The 16,613-nt window shown below is 31.0% G+C and carries 19 protein-coding genes; 13 read left to right on the forward strand and 6 right to left on the reverse strand.

Going from position 1 to position 16,613, the window contains the following annotated elements; genetic code table 11:
- Positions 1–128: 128 nt before the first annotated feature.
- The 4 genes from HA144_RS00400 to HA144_RS00415 are packed head-to-tail and all read left to right on the forward strand — an operon-like array spanning position 129 to position 4,400.
- Entirely contained in the window at positions 129–1,229 is a 1,101-nt protein-coding gene (locus HA144_RS00400; RefSeq protein ID WP_209041441.1) for a DUF4912 domain-containing protein, read from the forward strand.
- A gap of 7 nt (positions 1,230–1,236) precedes the next feature.
- On the forward strand, positions 1,237–1,407 hold the full coding sequence (locus HA144_RS00405; protein ID WP_209041443.1) for a hypothetical protein: 171 nt from the start codon (positions 1,237–1,239) through the stop codon (positions 1,405–1,407).
- 32 nt (positions 1,408–1,439) lie between these two features.
- Complete coding sequence (locus tag HA144_RS00410; RefSeq protein ID WP_209041445.1) at positions 1,440–3,077, forward strand: alpha-D-glucose phosphate-specific phosphoglucomutase; 1,638 nt, start codon at positions 1,440–1,442, stop codon at positions 3,075–3,077.
- 33 nt (positions 3,078–3,110) lie between these two features.
- Positions 3,111–4,400 (forward strand): replication-associated recombination protein A, encoded by a 1,290-nt coding sequence (locus HA144_RS00415; RefSeq protein WP_209041447.1) that lies wholly within the window; start codon positions 3,111–3,113, stop codon positions 4,398–4,400.
- Here the strand turns inward: HA144_RS00415 and HA144_RS00420 are convergent.
- Positions 4,397–5,053 (reverse strand): 4'-phosphopantetheinyl transferase family protein, encoded by a 657-nt coding sequence (locus HA144_RS00420; RefSeq protein WP_209041449.1) that lies wholly within the window; start codon positions 5,051–5,053, stop codon positions 4,397–4,399. The genes HA144_RS00415 and HA144_RS00420 overlap by 4 nt on opposite strands.
- Here HA144_RS00420 and bcp point away from each other — a divergent pair.
- Positions 5,053–5,520 carry a thioredoxin-dependent thiol peroxidase gene (bcp, locus tag HA144_RS00425; RefSeq protein ID WP_209041451.1) on the forward strand — a complete coding sequence of 156 codons (468 nt, stop codon included), beginning with the start codon at positions 5,053–5,055 and terminating at the stop codon, positions 5,518–5,520. The two genes, HA144_RS00420 and bcp, sit on opposite strands and share 1 nt — an antisense overlap.
- Here bcp and HA144_RS00430 read toward each other — a convergent pair.
- Positions 5,512–6,207: a type III pantothenate kinase gene (locus tag HA144_RS00430; protein WP_209041453.1), complete on the reverse strand. Its 696-nt coding sequence runs from the start codon at positions 6,205–6,207 to the stop codon at positions 5,512–5,514. The two genes, bcp and HA144_RS00430, sit on opposite strands and share 9 nt — an antisense overlap.
- A 14-nt stretch (positions 6,208–6,221) precedes the next feature.
- Positions 6,222–6,944 carry a phosphoadenylyl-sulfate reductase gene (locus HA144_RS00435; protein ID WP_209041455.1) on the reverse strand — a complete coding sequence of 241 codons (723 nt, stop codon included), beginning with the start codon at positions 6,942–6,944 and terminating at the stop codon, positions 6,222–6,224.
- 96 nt (positions 6,945–7,040) lie between these two features.
- Here HA144_RS00435 and HA144_RS00440 point away from each other — a divergent pair, with 96 nt between their 5' ends.
- From HA144_RS00440 to HA144_RS00455, 4 genes are read left to right on the forward strand one after another with little or no spacing between them, the layout of a single operon-like run.
- Entirely contained in the window at positions 7,041–8,234 is a 1,194-nt protein-coding gene (locus HA144_RS00440; RefSeq protein ID WP_209041458.1) for an NAD(P)/FAD-dependent oxidoreductase, read from the forward strand.
- A gap of 49 nt (positions 8,235–8,283) precedes the next feature.
- A complete protein-coding gene (locus tag HA144_RS00445; protein ID WP_209041460.1) occupies positions 8,284–10,092 on the forward strand; it encodes an SLC13 family permease in 1,809 nt (602 codons plus the stop codon).
- Positions 10,093–10,098: 6 nt separating this feature from the next.
- On the forward strand, positions 10,099–11,502 hold the full coding sequence (locus HA144_RS00450) for a potassium transporter TrkG (RefSeq protein WP_209041462.1): 1,404 nt from the start codon (positions 10,099–10,101) through the stop codon (positions 11,500–11,502).
- 18 nt (positions 11,503–11,520) lie between these two features.
- On the forward strand, positions 11,521–12,225 hold the full coding sequence (locus tag HA144_RS00455; RefSeq protein WP_209041464.1) for a potassium channel family protein: 705 nt from the start codon (positions 11,521–11,523) through the stop codon (positions 12,223–12,225).
- Between the two features lie 6 nt (positions 12,226–12,231).
- Here HA144_RS00455 and HA144_RS00460 read toward each other — a convergent pair whose 3' ends face one another.
- Positions 12,232–12,534, reverse strand: coding sequence for a ribbon-helix-helix domain-containing protein (locus tag HA144_RS00460; RefSeq protein WP_209041466.1), 303 nt, complete (start codon positions 12,532–12,534; stop codon positions 12,232–12,234).
- A gap of 117 nt (positions 12,535–12,651) precedes the next feature.
- Here HA144_RS00460 and HA144_RS00465 point away from each other — a divergent pair, with 117 nt between their 5' ends.
- Together HA144_RS00465 and HA144_RS00470 are read left to right on the forward strand one after the other, a co-directional pair.
- Positions 12,652–12,990 (forward strand): hypothetical protein, encoded by a 339-nt coding sequence (locus HA144_RS00465; protein ID WP_209041468.1) that lies wholly within the window; start codon positions 12,652–12,654, stop codon positions 12,988–12,990.
- A gap of 34 nt (positions 12,991–13,024) precedes the next feature.
- Positions 13,025–13,255, forward strand: a complete 231-nt coding sequence (locus HA144_RS00470; RefSeq protein ID WP_209041470.1) for a hypothetical protein — start codon at positions 13,025–13,027, stop codon at positions 13,253–13,255.
- Here the strand turns inward: HA144_RS00470 and HA144_RS00475 are convergent.
- Positions 13,233–13,409, reverse strand: coding sequence for a hypothetical protein (locus tag HA144_RS00475; protein WP_209041472.1), 177 nt, complete (start codon positions 13,407–13,409; stop codon positions 13,233–13,235). The genes HA144_RS00470 and HA144_RS00475 overlap by 23 nt on opposite strands.
- Before the next feature lie 73 nt (positions 13,410–13,482).
- Between HA144_RS00475 and HA144_RS00480 the strand changes: the two genes are divergently transcribed.
- Positions 13,483–15,093 (forward strand): ABC-F family ATP-binding cassette domain-containing protein, encoded by a 1,611-nt coding sequence (locus HA144_RS00480; protein ID WP_209041474.1) that lies wholly within the window; start codon positions 13,483–13,485, stop codon positions 15,091–15,093.
- 142 nt (positions 15,094–15,235) lie between these two features.
- Entirely contained in the window at positions 15,236–15,379 is a 144-nt protein-coding gene (locus HA144_RS00485) for a hypothetical protein (RefSeq protein WP_209041475.1), read from the forward strand.
- A gap of 5 nt (positions 15,380–15,384) precedes the next feature.
- Here the strand turns inward: HA144_RS00485 and HA144_RS00490 are convergent, their stop codons facing one another.
- Positions 15,385–16,539 (reverse strand): trypsin-like peptidase domain-containing protein, encoded by a 1,155-nt coding sequence (locus HA144_RS00490; RefSeq protein WP_209042513.1) that lies wholly within the window; start codon positions 16,537–16,539, stop codon positions 15,385–15,387.
- Positions 16,540–16,613 lie beyond the last annotated feature (74 nt).

A 16,613-nucleotide genomic window follows, 5' to 3' on the forward strand; every position in this document is an offset into this window, starting at 1 on the left:
GTTTTGACGATAAATATTTATTTCGAGATATCTCGAGTAGTCAGAGGATCCTGACGACAGGCAAAAAAGACACACAATTTCCTAAAAAAAAGAACATACTGATCCCAAACAAAAACGGAGATTTTAAAGTGCCTGAAGGGATCATGTATAAAGATCAATTACTCTCACTTACCCTCAGACAATTACGTCAAGAAGCAAGTAAATTATCAGTTCCGCTTTACAGCCGTAAAACAAAGGCTGTCTTAGTTGACTTAATACTTAAATACCAGGAAAAATCTTTAAAGAAAATAAATATCAGTTCACCAGAACCAGAATCTGAAAAAACTTTTGAGTCCAATACTTTTAATAGTACTGAAGAAGTTAAAACAAATGTTGTATTTCTACCTCGAGATCCAGATTGGGCTTATGTTTTTTGGCAAATTTCTGATGCAGATAGAGAAAAAGCACAATCTTTGGGAGCCAATAAATTATGTATACGTTTATTTGATGCATCTGGTTCTGAAGGAAGCAACTTGAATCAAGGAACATTAAGGGAGATAGCAGTTGATAGTTACAGTACTGAGTGGTACTTGCCAATTCCACTTGCAGATAGAGACTACAAAGTTGAATTAGGTTATAAATATGGTTTTAACTGGATGTCATTGGCATTTTCTTCTATAAGCCACGTTCCTGGCTCTCATCCCTCTGAGCAAATTCTTGATAAATTTGTACCTTTTAATTTGGATTCTACTTTTGAGTCTATCCCTGATATTTCAAATCCTGTTATTTCAGAACAAAATGGTATGCATGAAAGGTTATACCAGGCAGCAACTAACATTCCTCTCAGAAGAAATGTTGGTTCTGAAGAGTTTATGGAAAATGTAAATTCAACAAACCTTAATGATAATCTTACAGACTCAGGAGCCGGTAAATGGTCATCAGGTTTAAATGATTCTGGAAGCGGAATTGTTAAAAATAGATCTTTTTGGCTCGTTGCTGATGCTGAATTAATTGTTTATGGAGCTACAGAGCCTTCTGCAAAACTGACAATAGGTGGAGAAGATGTACCCCTAGCTGCCGATGGTACTTTTAGAATCCAAGTGCCATTTAGAGACGGGACTCAAAAATATGATATTAAAGCTTTTGATGTATCTGGTGAGCAAGAAAAAAGTATATCAATGAAATTTGATAGAACTACACCACTTGACGATACTAATGAAAAAGATAATGCTGAGACTGAATGGTTTTAATAAATAAATGCTGAAAAAAATTGTAGCTTTTACTCCGTTGTTTGGAGCATTAACGTTTCCATTAATAGTTCCAATTACAATTTCTAAATTTGGTATTAACTATGGAATTCTTATTGCATTATTAATTTCTTCATTATGGTTTATCGCTATGTTAAGAACCTCCGAAATGCCTCATTAATTTAGTTAGATTTTTGGAAGTTTCTTAAAAAAATGACTCAAGTTAATGTAATTAATATCAATTCTCCTTTTCTAGATCAAAAACCAGGAACTTCTGGTTTAAGAAAAAGTACTTTAAAGTTTCAGGAAGAACATTATCTAGAAATTTTTATTGAAGCAATCTTACAATCATTGGAACTTTTAAAAGGTTCAACATTAGTAGTTGGTGGTGATGGCAGATATGGGAATATTGAAGCAATAGAAAAAATTGTCCAAATATGTATTGCTCATAAAGTTCAAAAGATTATTGTTCCAAAATACGGTTTACTATCTACTCCTGCGACATCACATTTAATTAGAAAAGAAAACGCTATTGGTGGAATTATTCTTTCTGCAAGCCATAATCCTGGTGGGATTGATGGCGACTTTGGAGTTAAATTGAATATCTCTAATGGTGGTCCAGCACCTGAAATAATTACTAATAAGATTTTCAAGGCTTCACAATTACTAACTAGTTATAAAATTTGTAAAATTCAATTACCTGATTTTAGTAAATATGGAACTTATTCTTACGATGAAACTACCTTAGAAATTATTGATGGATTAAAAGACTATTCTAATTTGATGGAGAAAATTTTTGATTTTGATCAAATTAGTGATTTCTTAAAAAAAGATTTTTCGTTAATCTTTGATGCAATGAATGCGGTTACAGGCCCATATGCAAAAAATATTTTTGTTGAAAAAATGGGTCTTGCGCATGATTGTGTCATGAATGGTAACCCGTTAAAAGATTTTGGGGGTTTACATCCTGATCCTAATCTTACTTACGCATCCCATTTGGCTGATTTGTTATTAAATAAAAAATCTTATAGTTTTGGTGCTGCATGCGATGGTGATGGAGATAGGAATATGATTTTAGGAAGTGGATGTTTTGTAAACCCTAGTGATAGTCTTGCAGTTATCACTGCTAACACAAAATGTGTCCCTGGTTATAAAAATGGTATTACAGGCGTGGCACGATCCATGCCAACCAGCTCAGCGGTTGATAATGTTGCTCGAGCATTAAATATACCTTGTTTCGAGACACCTACTGGCTGGAAGTTTTTTGGAAATCTTTTAGATTCTAATTTAATTACTTTATGTGGAGAAGAAAGTTTCGGAACAGGTAGCAATCATGTGAGAGAGAAAGATGGACTATGGGCAGTTTTGTATTGGTTACAAGTTTTAGCTGAGAAAAAATGTTCGGTAAGTGATTTGATGCAGAATCATTGGAAACAATTTGGAAGGAATTATTATTCAAGACATGATTATGAGGCAATTCCCTCAAATATTGCTAATCAAATCTTTGGGAATCTAACTTCTATGCTCGAAAATTTAAATGGAAATAGTTTTGCTGGCCATTTAGTTAAAGTTGCAGATAACTTTTCATATTTAGATCCCGTTGATAATTCCATAAGTGAAAATCAAGGTTTAAGATTGGTGCTTGATGATAATTCTCGAGTAATTGTTCGCCTTTCTGGAACTGGAACAAAAGGTGCAACATTAAGACTTTACTTTGAGAAATTTTTCAATTCTCAACAGAATCTTTCGTTAAATCCACAGATCGCTTTGAAACCTCTAATAAATGATTTAGATGCTTTATTAAATATTTCAAAACTTACTCAAATGGAAACTCCTACAGTAATTACATAGACTTGAAAGTAATGATTTTTTGATTTTTTTTATATGCATTCAGAAAATTTATTTACTAATTATTCTCAAATAGAAAATAATGCACCTTTGGCAGATAAATTAAGACCAAAGAATTTGGAAGATTTTTTTGGTCAACAACCAATCCTGAATGAGAATTCGCTTCTAAGAAGTGCAATATTAAACGATAAGATTAGTAATTTTATTTTTTCTGGCCCTCCTGGTGTTGGAAAAACTACTCTAATTGAAATTATTTCCTTTAATACGCGTTCAAAATTAATTAAGTTAAATGCAGTATTATCAAGTGTTAAAGAATTAAGAAATGAAATCGCTAATGCAAAAGATAGATTAATAAATTCAAAAAGAAAAACAATTTTATTTATAGATGAGGTTCATAGATTTACATCAGTTCAGCAAGATGCTTTATTACCTTCAATAGAAAATGGAACTATAACTTTTATTGGTGCTACAACTGAAAACCCTTTCTTTGCTGTTAATAAAGCGCTTGTTAGTAGGTCTCGTATTTTTACATTACTTCCTTTGGTAAAAAGTGATTTGCAGAAAATAATACAAAAAGTCATAACTCACTATTCTAAACAAAAAGATTCAAAGAAGGTTTATGTAACTCAAGATGCTATAAGTCATTTAATTAAATTTTCTGGCGGTGATGCAAGAACATTAATCAATGCGCTAGAGATGGCCATAGAAACAACTTCTGAAAATGATGCTAAAGAAATCAACATTAATCTCTCAATAGCAGAGGATGCAATTCAAAAGAAAAATATTGTTTACGATAAAAATGGTCAAAACCATTACGATGTAATAAGTGCCTTTATCAAGTCCATAAGAGGTTCTGATCCAGATGCAACTTTATTATGGCTTGCGAATATGCTGGAGGCTGGTGAAGATCCTAATTTTATTTTTAGAAGACTACTTATATCTGCCAGCGAAGATATTGGAATAGCTGATCCTAATGCCATAGTAATTGTACAATCCTGTTGTGATGCTTTTGATAGAGTTGGTTTTCCAGAAGGATTATATTTTTTAACGCAGGCTTCTTTATATTTAGCTTTGTCTCCAAAAAGTAATAGTACGAAAAGTATTTTCAAAGCAATTGAAACAATCAAATCTACCAATACTTTTGAAGTCCCACATCATTTAAAAAATAATTCTAATACTTATGTCAATCCTCATAATTATCCAGGTAATTTGGTTGGACAAGAATATCTTCCTGAATCTGTAAAAGGTTTAAAAATATGGGAACCAAATAATAATGGGTGGGAGAAAATTAAATATGAAGAACTACTTAGAAGAAAAGAAAACTAAAAACTTTTTGAACAACAAATCATCTCAGGACTCAAGGAATTTTTTTCTTCGTAAGCTAAAGCAATAGTCCATTTATGGAAATTAATTATTGAATAATTTAAATGTATGTTTCTCCTCTGATGTATTAACTCTTTTGACTTTTCGAAATATTCCCAATGTTTTATGTCTTTTGATATTTTTCCGTGATCCCATTTAATTGCTGCTTCAACTGCACACCATTGATTTAATATCATTGTCTTTGTCAATTTGTTTATATAAGATGATTTATTTGTATAAAGAAAATATTTTTCTGCAATCTTTATATGGTTAAAGTTTCTATCTGTTCTTTCAATATCAATCCCTATTTTTTCTTTATGCCAGACTATTAATACAGCATCCTTGCAATGACTTAAACTTATATTCCCCATGCCTGGAGGCAAGCTTGGAGGTTCTCCAGGCTGAGCATTTAAAGGAATTTTTATAGGATCTAAATCAAAAAGTGTTGATAGTGATTGTCTTAAATAAGCTCTTGTTTCTAAAAAAACCTTTGATCTTAAATCTGATAGTTTTTTAGCAGTTTTAATTTCTTCTTCCGTTACGACATCTTGTACACCTTTAATCTCATAAAACCAAATTTTTGGTATTTTATATTTATACTCATTTAATAATTTCAATGGATCTTAAGGTCGGCGACAAAGCACCAGAATTTAAATTAAAAGATTCTTTTGAGAAAGAAGTTTCTCTTAATGATTTTAAAGGTAAAAGAATAATACTATATTTTTATCCAAAAGATAACACTCCAGGGTGTACTAAAGAAGCTTGCAATTTTAAGGAAAACTGGGATTTACTTCAGAAAAATAACATTGTTGTTCTTGGTATCAGTAAAGATAATGCAGCATCTCATCAGAAGTTTATAGAAAAATTTAAGTTACCTTTTATTCTTCTAACTGATCCTGAACCTTTTAAAGTGTCTTCTGACTACGAAAGCTATGGACTGAAGAAATTTATGGGAAAAGAATATATGGGAATGATGAGAAATACATTTTTAATTGATGCAGATGGCAACATAGAAAAAATTTACTTAAAGGTAAAAGCAGCAATAATGGCTGATCATATAATTGCAGATCTTGGATTAAAGTAATTGCTTTAGAGATAGGTAGTGTATGATCATTCCTTCCAAAACTAAATTAGGGGCGTAGATAATATTTTTTTTCTGAGTATTTATGAATTTTGTAAGTAATTGAGAGTCTCCTCCACAGGTTATCAAGATATCTTTTGATGGATTAAATGTACTATTGATGACTCCAGTGAGAGAGTTGATCACTCCTTTTAAAATTGCTTCTTCAGTATTAATTAAAAAATCTTTGGTTGGAATTTCATATTTCTGGGGAACTTTTAGATCTTTGGTATTTTGCTCCATTGATTTCAATTGTGTTAGAAAACCGGGAATAAGTTGACCCCCGATAATAGATCCATTTGAATTTAATTTTGTTATTGATAATATCGTTCCAAAATCTGCAATTAGCAAATCTTTTTTCAAAGGGTTTGATGTATTATTAAAAGCTGCGAGACAGGCAAAAGCCCTATCAACTCCAAAATAATCAGGGAGATTTGATAACTGAATATCTTTGGTTTTTATTTCATTTTTACCCTTTAGTAAAAAATTAGGGGGTTTACCTACAGAAGCCCAAATTAACTTTTCAAGATCTATATTTTCTGGAATTTTTTGGTCTTTCTTAGTATGGAAGAACTTAGATTGATTATGAGAATAATTAGCCCAATGAAGCCTACTATTGCCTACTAATAAAAAGTTTAAATCTGAGATCATTTTTTATGATCAACTCAATTATTAGAGTGTATTCCACATTCTTGCTTAATCCCCCCAAATCTTGTAGCTCTGCCTTTTTTTTCATTATCATCGGGACTGCTGGAGTGCCAATCACCTACAGTAGAATAACCTTTGTAAAAAAGTGGGTGGGCTGGTAAATTATTTTCTTCCATATAATAAAAAATATCTTTATTTGTCCAATTTAATAAAGGTCTTAAAGAAAGTCTTTGACGAATTACGTCAATGAATTTCATTTTTTTTCTATTTTCTGTTTGTCTCGATCTTACCCCGCTTGCCCAGCAGTAAATATTGTATTTTTCTAGACCTTTTTCTAAAGGTTTTATCTTTCTTAATTCATGATACTTATCTAAATCATTGGCTTTAGATGTTTCCCAAAGTTTTCCGTATATTGCCTCCATTCTCGCTGGCGATACTTCACTTTGCAGAACTTTTATTTCTAAGGATAAGTTTTCAATAAGTTTTTCAGCGTAATGATATGTTTCCTGGGGAAGGTAACCTGTATCTATCCAAAATATTTTGATTTTTTTTTGCAGACCCAACTTACTCACCATATGTAAAAGTACTGATGACTGTATCCCAAAGCTTGTTGTAATTGCAAATTGATTATTAAACTCTTTATAACCCCATAGAAGCATTTCTTGAGCTTTCATATCTAATAGCTCTTGATTATATTGCTTTAAGTTAGGTTCTATATTTTTGTGGATGTTTTCAATCATTCTTCAAGTTGGTTATGAGATTAATGTTTATTTCGCTCAATTTATAAATTATTCGTATAGTTTAATAATACATTTACAGATAACAATATTCCGCTGATGGAATCAATACAAAAACCAATAGTAATAGTTGGGGCAGGTTTTGCAGGTATGACTGTTGCTTTGAACTTAAAGAACCTTAATCCTTCGTTACCGATTCTTGTTGTTGATTCTGTATCTAATTTCATATTCAAACCTTTAATGTATGAAGTTTTAAGCAAAGAAATAAGAATATGGGAGGCCGCACCAAAATTTGCAAATATTTTTTCTGATGCAGGTATAACTTTTTTAAAAAATTGTTTAATAAAGATTTCTTTTGAAGATAATATTCTTGAATTTAGTGACCAATTAAAATTAAGTTACCAATATCTTGTAATTTGTACAGGATCTATTCCAAATAGTTTTTCAATAAAAGGTATAGAAGAAAATTGTTATTTTTTTAATGATCTTAATGATTTGAATAAATTAAAAATTTTTTTAAAAAATTACCAAAAAAATCCTTCTCAGCAAAAGTTATTTATAGTTGGTGGTGGCCCCTCTGGCATAGAGTTGGCATGTAAAATAAAAGATATATATATAGATCAATTCGAAATTACTATAGTAGAAAAATCTAACGAAATTCTACATAGAAATAAAATTTTCAATAGAGAAGAATCAGAGAGGGCATTAGAAAAAAGAAAAATTACAGTCCTTTTAAATTCCAAAGTTGAGGAAGTCTCAGTAAATAAAATCAGTATTTCTAGTCAGGATAGAATAAACTCTTTTGATAAAGATATTGTAATTTGGACTGCTGGGGTTAAACCTAATTTGTCTTATTTGGAAACTAATCAAATTACAAAAAAATATGAAAGAATTTTAGTAAATAATAAATTGCAAATTGAAAACTATAACAATTGTTTTGCTATTGGCGATATTTCAATCATTGAAGGGATGGAGGATTTACCCATAACCGCCCAAGTAGCTATGCAGGAAGGAAATCATCTCGCCAAAAATATAGAACTATTAATTCGAGGTAAAAATCCTTTGCCTTTTGAATTCCAAGATAATGGTGAAATGATTAGCTTGGGCATAGGGGAAGCTTCAATCTCTGCCCTTGGGCTTACTTTATCTGGGAAATTGGCTTTTGAGGTAAGAAGACTTATATATGCTTCCAAGTTGCCTGATATTACTGAAAGTTTAAAATCCGCATCTTCATGGTTATTCCAAAAAAAAACTATTTTTAAGAAATTTCTAAAAAAAAATAATTTTAATTAAACTTTTTTGCAATATTGTTTTTGGGTATATTGAGTTAAATAAGTTTCATATGAATTTAATTACATTTATTAGTAATAATTTTGATGCGTTTATAACGGTAGTAGTTTTAATAATGTCAATAATTTTATTTATCAAGAATTCCATTGCGCCAGAATTAACTGGTTTGTTGTGTGTTGGAATATTTATAGCGACAGGTGTACTTTCCCCTGAAAAAGCTTTAGCTGGATTTGGCAGCCCATCTTTAATTACCCTTATGGGTTTATTTGCAGTCTCCTCTGCATTATTTAAAAGTGGGGCTTTAGACAGAGTAAGAGAATTAATTTCTTCTGAAAGTATTAGAACGCCAAGGAAATTAATTTCATTAATAGCTTTTTTGATTGCTCCAATTTCTGGAATTGTACCTAACACACCTGTAGTAGCATCCTTGTTACCTTTAATTGAAGGTTGGTGCGTGCGTAGAAATATATCACCATCTAAAGTTTTATTACCTCTTTCTTTTGCTACATTACTTGGCGGAACTCTGACATTATTAGGAAGCTCAGTAAATCTTCTTGTAAGTGATATTAGTCAGCAATTAGGTTATGGAGCTTTGGAATTATTTAGTTTGACCTCAATTGGAATCCCAGTGTGGCTGATAGGAACAACTTATATGATTTTAGTTTCTGATATGCTTTTACCAGATAGAGGGAGAGATAAGGATTTTATTAAAAATGGGGATATGAATATTTATTTTACTGAAGTTACTATACCCTCTACATCGGAATTAGTTGGTCAATCTGTAAGAAATAGTAGGTTACAAAGGCGATTTGACGTTGATGTATTGGAATTACAACGTAATGGGAAAGTGATTCTTCCTCCCTTGGCAGATCGAAAGATTGAACCTGATGATAGATTAATAATCCGTGTTACAAGAGCAGATTTATTTAGATTACAACAGGAACACACTATTTTATTAGGAGAGAATAAAAGATCTTTTGGAGGAGCTAATTTTTTCTCAGACGATGAAGGGACTAAAACCTTTGAAGCTTTATTGCCAGCAGGTTCAACACTAGCTGGCGCTAGTCTGAGAGAATTAAGATTCAGGCAGCGGCATAATGCAACAGTTATAGCATTGAGAAGAGGCCAACAAACTGTACAGGAGAGATTAGGTCAAGCTGTTTTGAGAGCTGGCGATGTTTTATTACTGCAAGCCCCTTTAGATTCAATAAGAGGTTTGCAGGCCAGTAATGATTTGCTTATTTTAGATCAATTTGAAGATGATTTACCTGTCTTGATAAAGAAACCTGTATCGATCGCAATTGCAATAGGCATGGTGGTTTTACCTTCTATTACTAATATTCCATTAGTGGGCTCAGTTCTATTGGCAGTGATTGCAATGGTTGCTTTTGGATGTTTAAGACCTGCAGAAATACAAAAATCAATTAGGTTAGACGTTATTTTATTGTTGGGATCACTATCATGTTTTAGTGTTGCTATGCAAGTATCAGGATTAGCAGATTTAATAGCAGTCAATCTCAACTTCGCTCTTAATGGAATGCCTCTTTATTTAGCACTTGTTGTAATTTTTTTATCGACAGTCATCCTTACTCAATTTATTAGTAATGCCGCTTCGGTTGCTTTAATTTTACCTGTTGCTATTGGATTTTCAAATGTTTTAAGCATTTCACCTAGCGCTTTAATAATGCTCGTTTTATTCGGAGCTAGTCAATCTTTCTTGACTCCAATGGGTTATCAAACAAATTTGATGGTTTACGGTCCTGGAAGATATAGATTTTTTGATATTGCAAAATACGGGGCTGGGTTAACACTTATAATGACTTTTACAGTGCCAGCATTGATAATTTTAAATTTCAGATAAATAAAAGTGAAATTCAAAAGTAATGTGTTTAAGTTAAAAGATGCTTACAGAAAACTATCTGTACCACAATTTACTATTGTTACAGGATTATTTATTATTTTCTTTGGAACTTTAATTTTGAGTTCCCCTTTATGTTCATCTTCTCAGGTTGGCTTGTGGGAGGCATTTTTTACATCTACCTCTGCTATCACTGTTACTGGCCTAACAATAATAGATATTGGTGTTGATTTAAATTTCTTTGGCCAAGTTTTTTTGGCTTTAATGCTTTTATCAGGCGGACTAGGTTTGATGGCTATTACGATATTTTTACAAGGCTTCGTGGTAAAGGGGACAAAGCTTAGAACTAGATTAGATAAAGGTAAGACTCTAGATGAATTTGGAGTTGGAGGAATTGGCAGAACTTTTCAAAGCATTGCTATTACTGCAACTTGTATTATATCTTTTGGAGCAATTGTTTTATATTCTTTTGGATTTGTAGATATTCAGAATAATTGGGAAAGACTTTGGTCTTCAATTTTTCATAGTATATCTGCATATAACAATGCAGGTTTTTCTTTATTTTCAAATAGCCTTCAAGACTATAGAACAAATTTTTTGGTTAATAGTGTTTTTGTTTTTCTAATTGTTATGGGTGGACTAGGGTGGAGAGTTATTGATGATATTTGGAGTAATAAAGAAAATCTTTCATATAGAAAATTGAGTCTTCATTCAAGATTAGTTATTAGGACCAGTTTATCTCTTATATTATTCGGATCATTAGGATTCTTTATAACTGAATCATTGCTAAATAGTCAATTTTTCAATGATTTGAATTTGTTTCAAAGGTTGTTATCATCAATCTTTGAAACAGTGAGTGCAAGAACCGCAGGCTTTACAAATTACCCTATCTCCCTGAAATCTATTTCAGATACTGGCCTCTTGTTATTAATGACACTTATGTTTATTGGAGCTAGCACCGGAGGTACTGGTGGAGGCATAAAAACGACTACATTTATTGCTTTAATGGCTGCAACTAGGTCAACTTTAAGAGGCGAGAAAGATGTAATTATTAGTAATAGATTAATTTCAGATAAAGTTATTCTTAAGGCAGTTGGAATCACAGTAGGCTCATTGCTTTTCGTTCTTTTAATGGCAATGCTGCTAAGTACAACTAATACATTTGTTAAGAAAGAATCTTTTACATTCCTAGAAATTCTTTTTACCTGTATATCTGCATTCGCAACAGTTGGTTTTGATATTGGTTTAACTGCAAAATTAAATCATTTTGGTCAATTTATTCTTATTGTCGGTATGTTTGTGGGTAGACTTGGTATTTTATTGTTGTTAAGTGCACTTTGGCAGGCTCTTTATAAGAGTAGAATAGATAGACAAAAGAGAATTGGCTATCCTAGGGCTGATCTTTATGTTTAGGATTGACTGAGTTTTATTATGGCTGATTGGTGGCAGTGGTCTCAAAAGAAAGAAAGTGAAGCACTAACCTTTGGAGTCGTTGGGGTTGGAAGATTTGGAACAGCAGTTTGCAGAGAACTTATAAGTAATGGTGCAGATGTTTTAGCGGCAGATTATTCTGAAAAAGCTATTGATGATTTGAGGCAATTGGAACCTTCGATAGAAGCTAGAGTAGTTGATTGTACTGATGAAGAGTCTATGAGGGAATCTGGAATACTTGAAATGAATACTGTTGTAGTTGGTATAAGTGAACCTATTGAAGCAAGTATAACTACAACACTAATTGCTAAGGATAGTGAAGGAAGTAAAGTGCAAAGAGTAATAGCGAGAGCTACAAGTGACTTGCACGAAAAAATGTTAAAAAGGGTAGGTGCAGATAAAGTTGTCTTCCCTTCCAGAATGCAAGGAGAAAGATTAGGTTTAGAACTAGTTAGACCAAATCTAATAGAAAGATTAGAGCTTGATAACCAAACTGGTATAGATGAAATAACAGTCCCTGAGCAATTTATTGGAAGATCTTTGAGAGATTTAAATTTAAGGAAAAATTATTTAGTCAATGTTCTTGCAGCTGGACCTGCGGAAGAGTTAACAGTTAATCCTCCTGCAAAATATATTTTAGAAAGAGGAAATATTTTGGTAGTAATGGGAAAAACTGTAGATTTACAGAAATTACCGCAAAATTAATTATTTTTAATCAGATTTTTTATAATAACTAATCCTCTGAGGGGCTCTTTTTAATTTTCTAACGCCTTGTTTTTCCAGTTCATCTCTAATTTTATTTGTATTTAAATTATGTTCTGAAATAAGTGTTTTGCCCTCTTTCTCAAAGTATTTTTTTATCCCTTCTTGTATTAACACTTTTGCCATATTGCTTACTGTCCTAGATTCGTTAGTGGCTAAAATAGTCAATTGCTCGCAAATTGATTCAGGAAGAACAACCTGAATTCTAGGGGATTTAGGCTTCCCATTTGTTGAATTTTGACGGGTAGCCATGAGTCAAAGTGGATAACTGTTACTTATTAGTATACACAGTTAGTCAAGGATACTATCTTTGTGTATATTATTAGTAAGGAAATACATGTCCGTATCAATCAACTGTTTTATTGCACCATGAAAAATTCAAGAAAACTTGATTCACCTAAAAGGTCAGTAATTGATAAGAAGAAAAAAAGATTAGTTAATTATGATTCTAATGAGACTGAAAATAGTGATGTTTTGGTATCAGCAGTAATCAGTCCATATTTGCTGACTCATCTTCACCACATTCTTCAACAGTCTGAATATTATGCACAAAAAGATGGTAGAAAATCTCATGCAGCTAACTTTGCGAAACTTAGAAAAGTCTTATGTTTAGATGCAAGAAGTATGGCAGATGCCTCAGCAAAAGAAATAAAAGATACAGATAATGATTTATCTTTTAATAAATATAATGAACGAAATGTAGCTTGAAGTAATAATCTAGTAATAAGTAGATTTTAAAAACATGTCTAGTAATGCTGAAAAGCTTTATAAGTTAATAGCAAGTGACTCTAAAAAGAAACAAAGTTTGTTTATGACAGCCTTGACTAATCCCAAAAAAGCTTTAGATAAAATATGTGAAATTGGCAAGGAGTTAGATGTTTCTGTGACTAAAGAGGAGGTTATTGAATATTTGAGTACTATTGACGATGAGGCAACTAAAATGTGGTTAGTTAAGGCTCGAGGAGGTCTTTAGTTAAAGGTTTTGAAGAATTATTGTTTTGATTATTCATAGGTTGAATTCTTTTATTATAGCCGCCCCCGCCAGCTAAAGTCCAAAAAAACCAGTAACTTGGAATTGCAAGGGCTGCAGCTATGAAAATTACTACAATTTGTTCTATTCTTTTCATAATTAAATTTTATTCTACAAAATAATTTTTAGTAATTAAGCCTTAAATTTTGTAAATTCTTTTTTTTAAAACAGTGATTAGATTTGAAGATGTAAGCAAAATTTATTCTACAGATATTGTCTTAAAAAAAATTAATTGGGAGATTAAGAAAGGAGAAAAGGTTGGCTTAGTTGGTTCAAATGGTGCAGGTAAATCAACTCAATTTAAGATTTTAGTTGGAGAGGAAGATCAAACAAGCGGAAAAATTTTTAAAGAGGGTAACCCTAAAATTGCTCATTTAAAACAGGAGTTAGATTGTAACTTCAATCGTTCAGTGAGGGAGGAACTAGAAAGTTCTTTCAAAGATATACAAATTGTTTCTATTAAACTTTTAGAAATTGAGAATAAAATGAAATCATTGGATATAAAAAAAAATTCCGATGAACTTGCAATATTAGTAAATCAACTTGCAAAATATCAATCAAGATTTGAAGAGTTAGGTGGTTATAAAATGAAATCTGATGTAGATAAGATATTACCAAAACTTGGCTTTACCATTGAAGATGCTGACAAATTAGTTGGAAATTTCTCCGGTGGCTGGCAGATGAAAATTGCACTTGGAAAAATAATCTTGCAGAAACCAGATTTACTTTTACTTGATGAACCAACTAATCATTTAGATTTAAATACTATTTTTTGGTTAGAAGAATATCTTTTTTCTCTTAAGATTTCTACTATTATCATAAGCCATGATAGATATTTTTTAGATAAATTATGTAAAAAAATAATTTTTATAGATAGAGGAATATCAGAAACATATAACGGGAATTATTCTTTTTTTATTGAACAGAAATCTTTAAATGAAGAAGCACAAAATAAAGCATATCAATTACAACAAAAAGAAATTGAGATCCAAAAAAAGTATATAGATAGATTTAGAGCTAGTGCAAACAGAAGTTCTCAGGCTAAGAGTAGGGAAAAACAATTAAAAAAGATTTCTAAAATTGAGGCTCCCAAAGCAAAATCAAATAGTCCTTATTTTAATTTCCCAGATTGTCCTCGTTCAGGAAAATTAGTTATGCATATTAAAAATTTATCTCATAGTTATGATGATAAGATTCTTTTTTTAGATGTCAATTTAAAAATTTCTTCTGGTGAGAAAATTGCAATTTTAGGACCTAATGGCTGCGGCAAATCTACATTGCTTAAAATCATTATGAAAAGAATAATTCCTGAAATTGGAGAAATTAATCTTGGCAAACATAATATCATTACCAGCTATTACGAACAAAACCAGGCTGAGGCACTTTCTCTTAAGGAAAAAGTTATTGATTTAATATGTTATCAATCTCCAGAATGGTCACAAAAAAAAGTAAGGACATTTTTAGCAGGTTTTGGTTTTCAAGATGAGACTGTTTTTAAATTTGTTAAACAACTTAGTGGAGGTGAAAAGGCAAAATTAGCATTAGCTCTTATGATTATGAATCCAAGTAATTTTTTACTATTAGATGAACCGACCAATCATTTGGATCTGCAATCAAAAGAAAATTTAGAATTAGCAATTAAGAACTATAAAGGTTCAGCATTAATGATTTCTCATGATCGATATTTTATTTCTAAAGTTGCTAATAGAATTATTGAAATTAAAGATTCTAAGTTATTTTCATATGATGGCAATTACGAATATTTTTTAGAAAAAAAATAAAAAGGACAAAAAATTAGTAATTAAAAAATTTTTTATTTTTTAAAAAGTTTACATTTTGCTAGGCAAGATCACTCATTTATCTTTACATACTTTACTGTTCTTGCTTAATCTTAAATATACAAAATAAGTTTTAAAAATTCTCGTGAAAAACTACGATTTAAAAGAAAAAAAGTTTCAAATTTATGATCCAATTGAAAGTTATTTTGAATGCATTTCAAGCTGTGATATGAAGGACGGAACTTGTATTTCTAAGTGTGTTGAAATACTTAAACAGTATGATGATTGAAACTTTTACTTATTTCGTATATTGGTAATATCAGTTGGTATTACATTTAAACTAATAAATTTATTTTTTCGCTTTAGCAATATATTTATTCGTTTATTTATACCATTTTCATTTATTTGGTTTATTACGTCAGATGCGTTTTCAATATATTTATTATCCACTTTTATGATTATGTCATTCACCATAATCCCACTTTTTTGAGCTGGACTATTTGGTACAACATAGCCAACTTTCACTGAATTATTATTTCTTTCGAAATTACTATCTTCTATTAAACTTATCCCAATCATAGGATGTATTACTTTTCCATTATTTATAAGTTGAAATGCAATTTTCTTAGCTTTATTTATTGGGATTGCGAAACTTAAACCAGCTCCTGGACCTGATCTAATCAAGGTATTAATACCAATTACTTCTCCTTTGCTATTTAATAGAGGCCCACCAGAATTTCCAGGGTTAATAGCTGCATCTGTTTGAATAAGTTCAAATTTTTTATCGTATATCCCTAATTGAGTGACATTTCTTTTTAAATTACTAATAATTCCAAGTGTAACTGTGTTTTCTAGTCCGAATGGATTTCCAACTGCAATTGCCCAATCACCAACTTTAATTTTAGACGAATCCCCTAATTTTGCTTTTGGCCAAGGTCCTTCACCTTCAATTTTTAGTACAGCTAAATCGGTAAAAATGTCTTGCCCTATGACTTTTCCTTTTATTTTCTTCCCATTGGTTAAACCAACAAACACCTTATCTGATCCATTTACAACATGAGCATTTGTCATTACAAGTCCATCTTGGAATATAAATCCACTTCCTTGGCTTTGTTCTATTCTTTGCTGAGTGTTTTTAGGTAAATCTAATCCAAAAAATTTTTCAAAAAATGGGTCTGAAAATATTTGTGAATCTTGTGGAACTTTTCTTTTTTTAACAATTTTTTGAGTTTCAATTGTTACTACAGAAGGACCAGTCTTTTCAACAGCTGCAGTAATGAAAGATTTTTTTGAATATGTATTAGTATTACTAAATTTTGGATTTATTATTAATGGTTGGGGTACTACATTAGAAGGCAATAATAGACCTAAGGTTATTACTGAAGAAAATAAGATCTTCTTTTGACTGTAGACTTTTAATTTTGTTTTTTTTATTTTCTTCAAATACATTTGAATCACAATATTTGTGTAATTTCACTATAACCACTATAAAAATTTAATTTAGTTTAAAGAATAATTTAGTG

The organism is Prochlorococcus marinus XMU1404, assembly GCF_017696175.1.
GTDB classification, from domain to species: Bacteria; Cyanobacteriota; Cyanobacteriia; order PCC-6307; family Cyanobiaceae; genus Prochlorococcus_A; species Prochlorococcus_A marinus_X.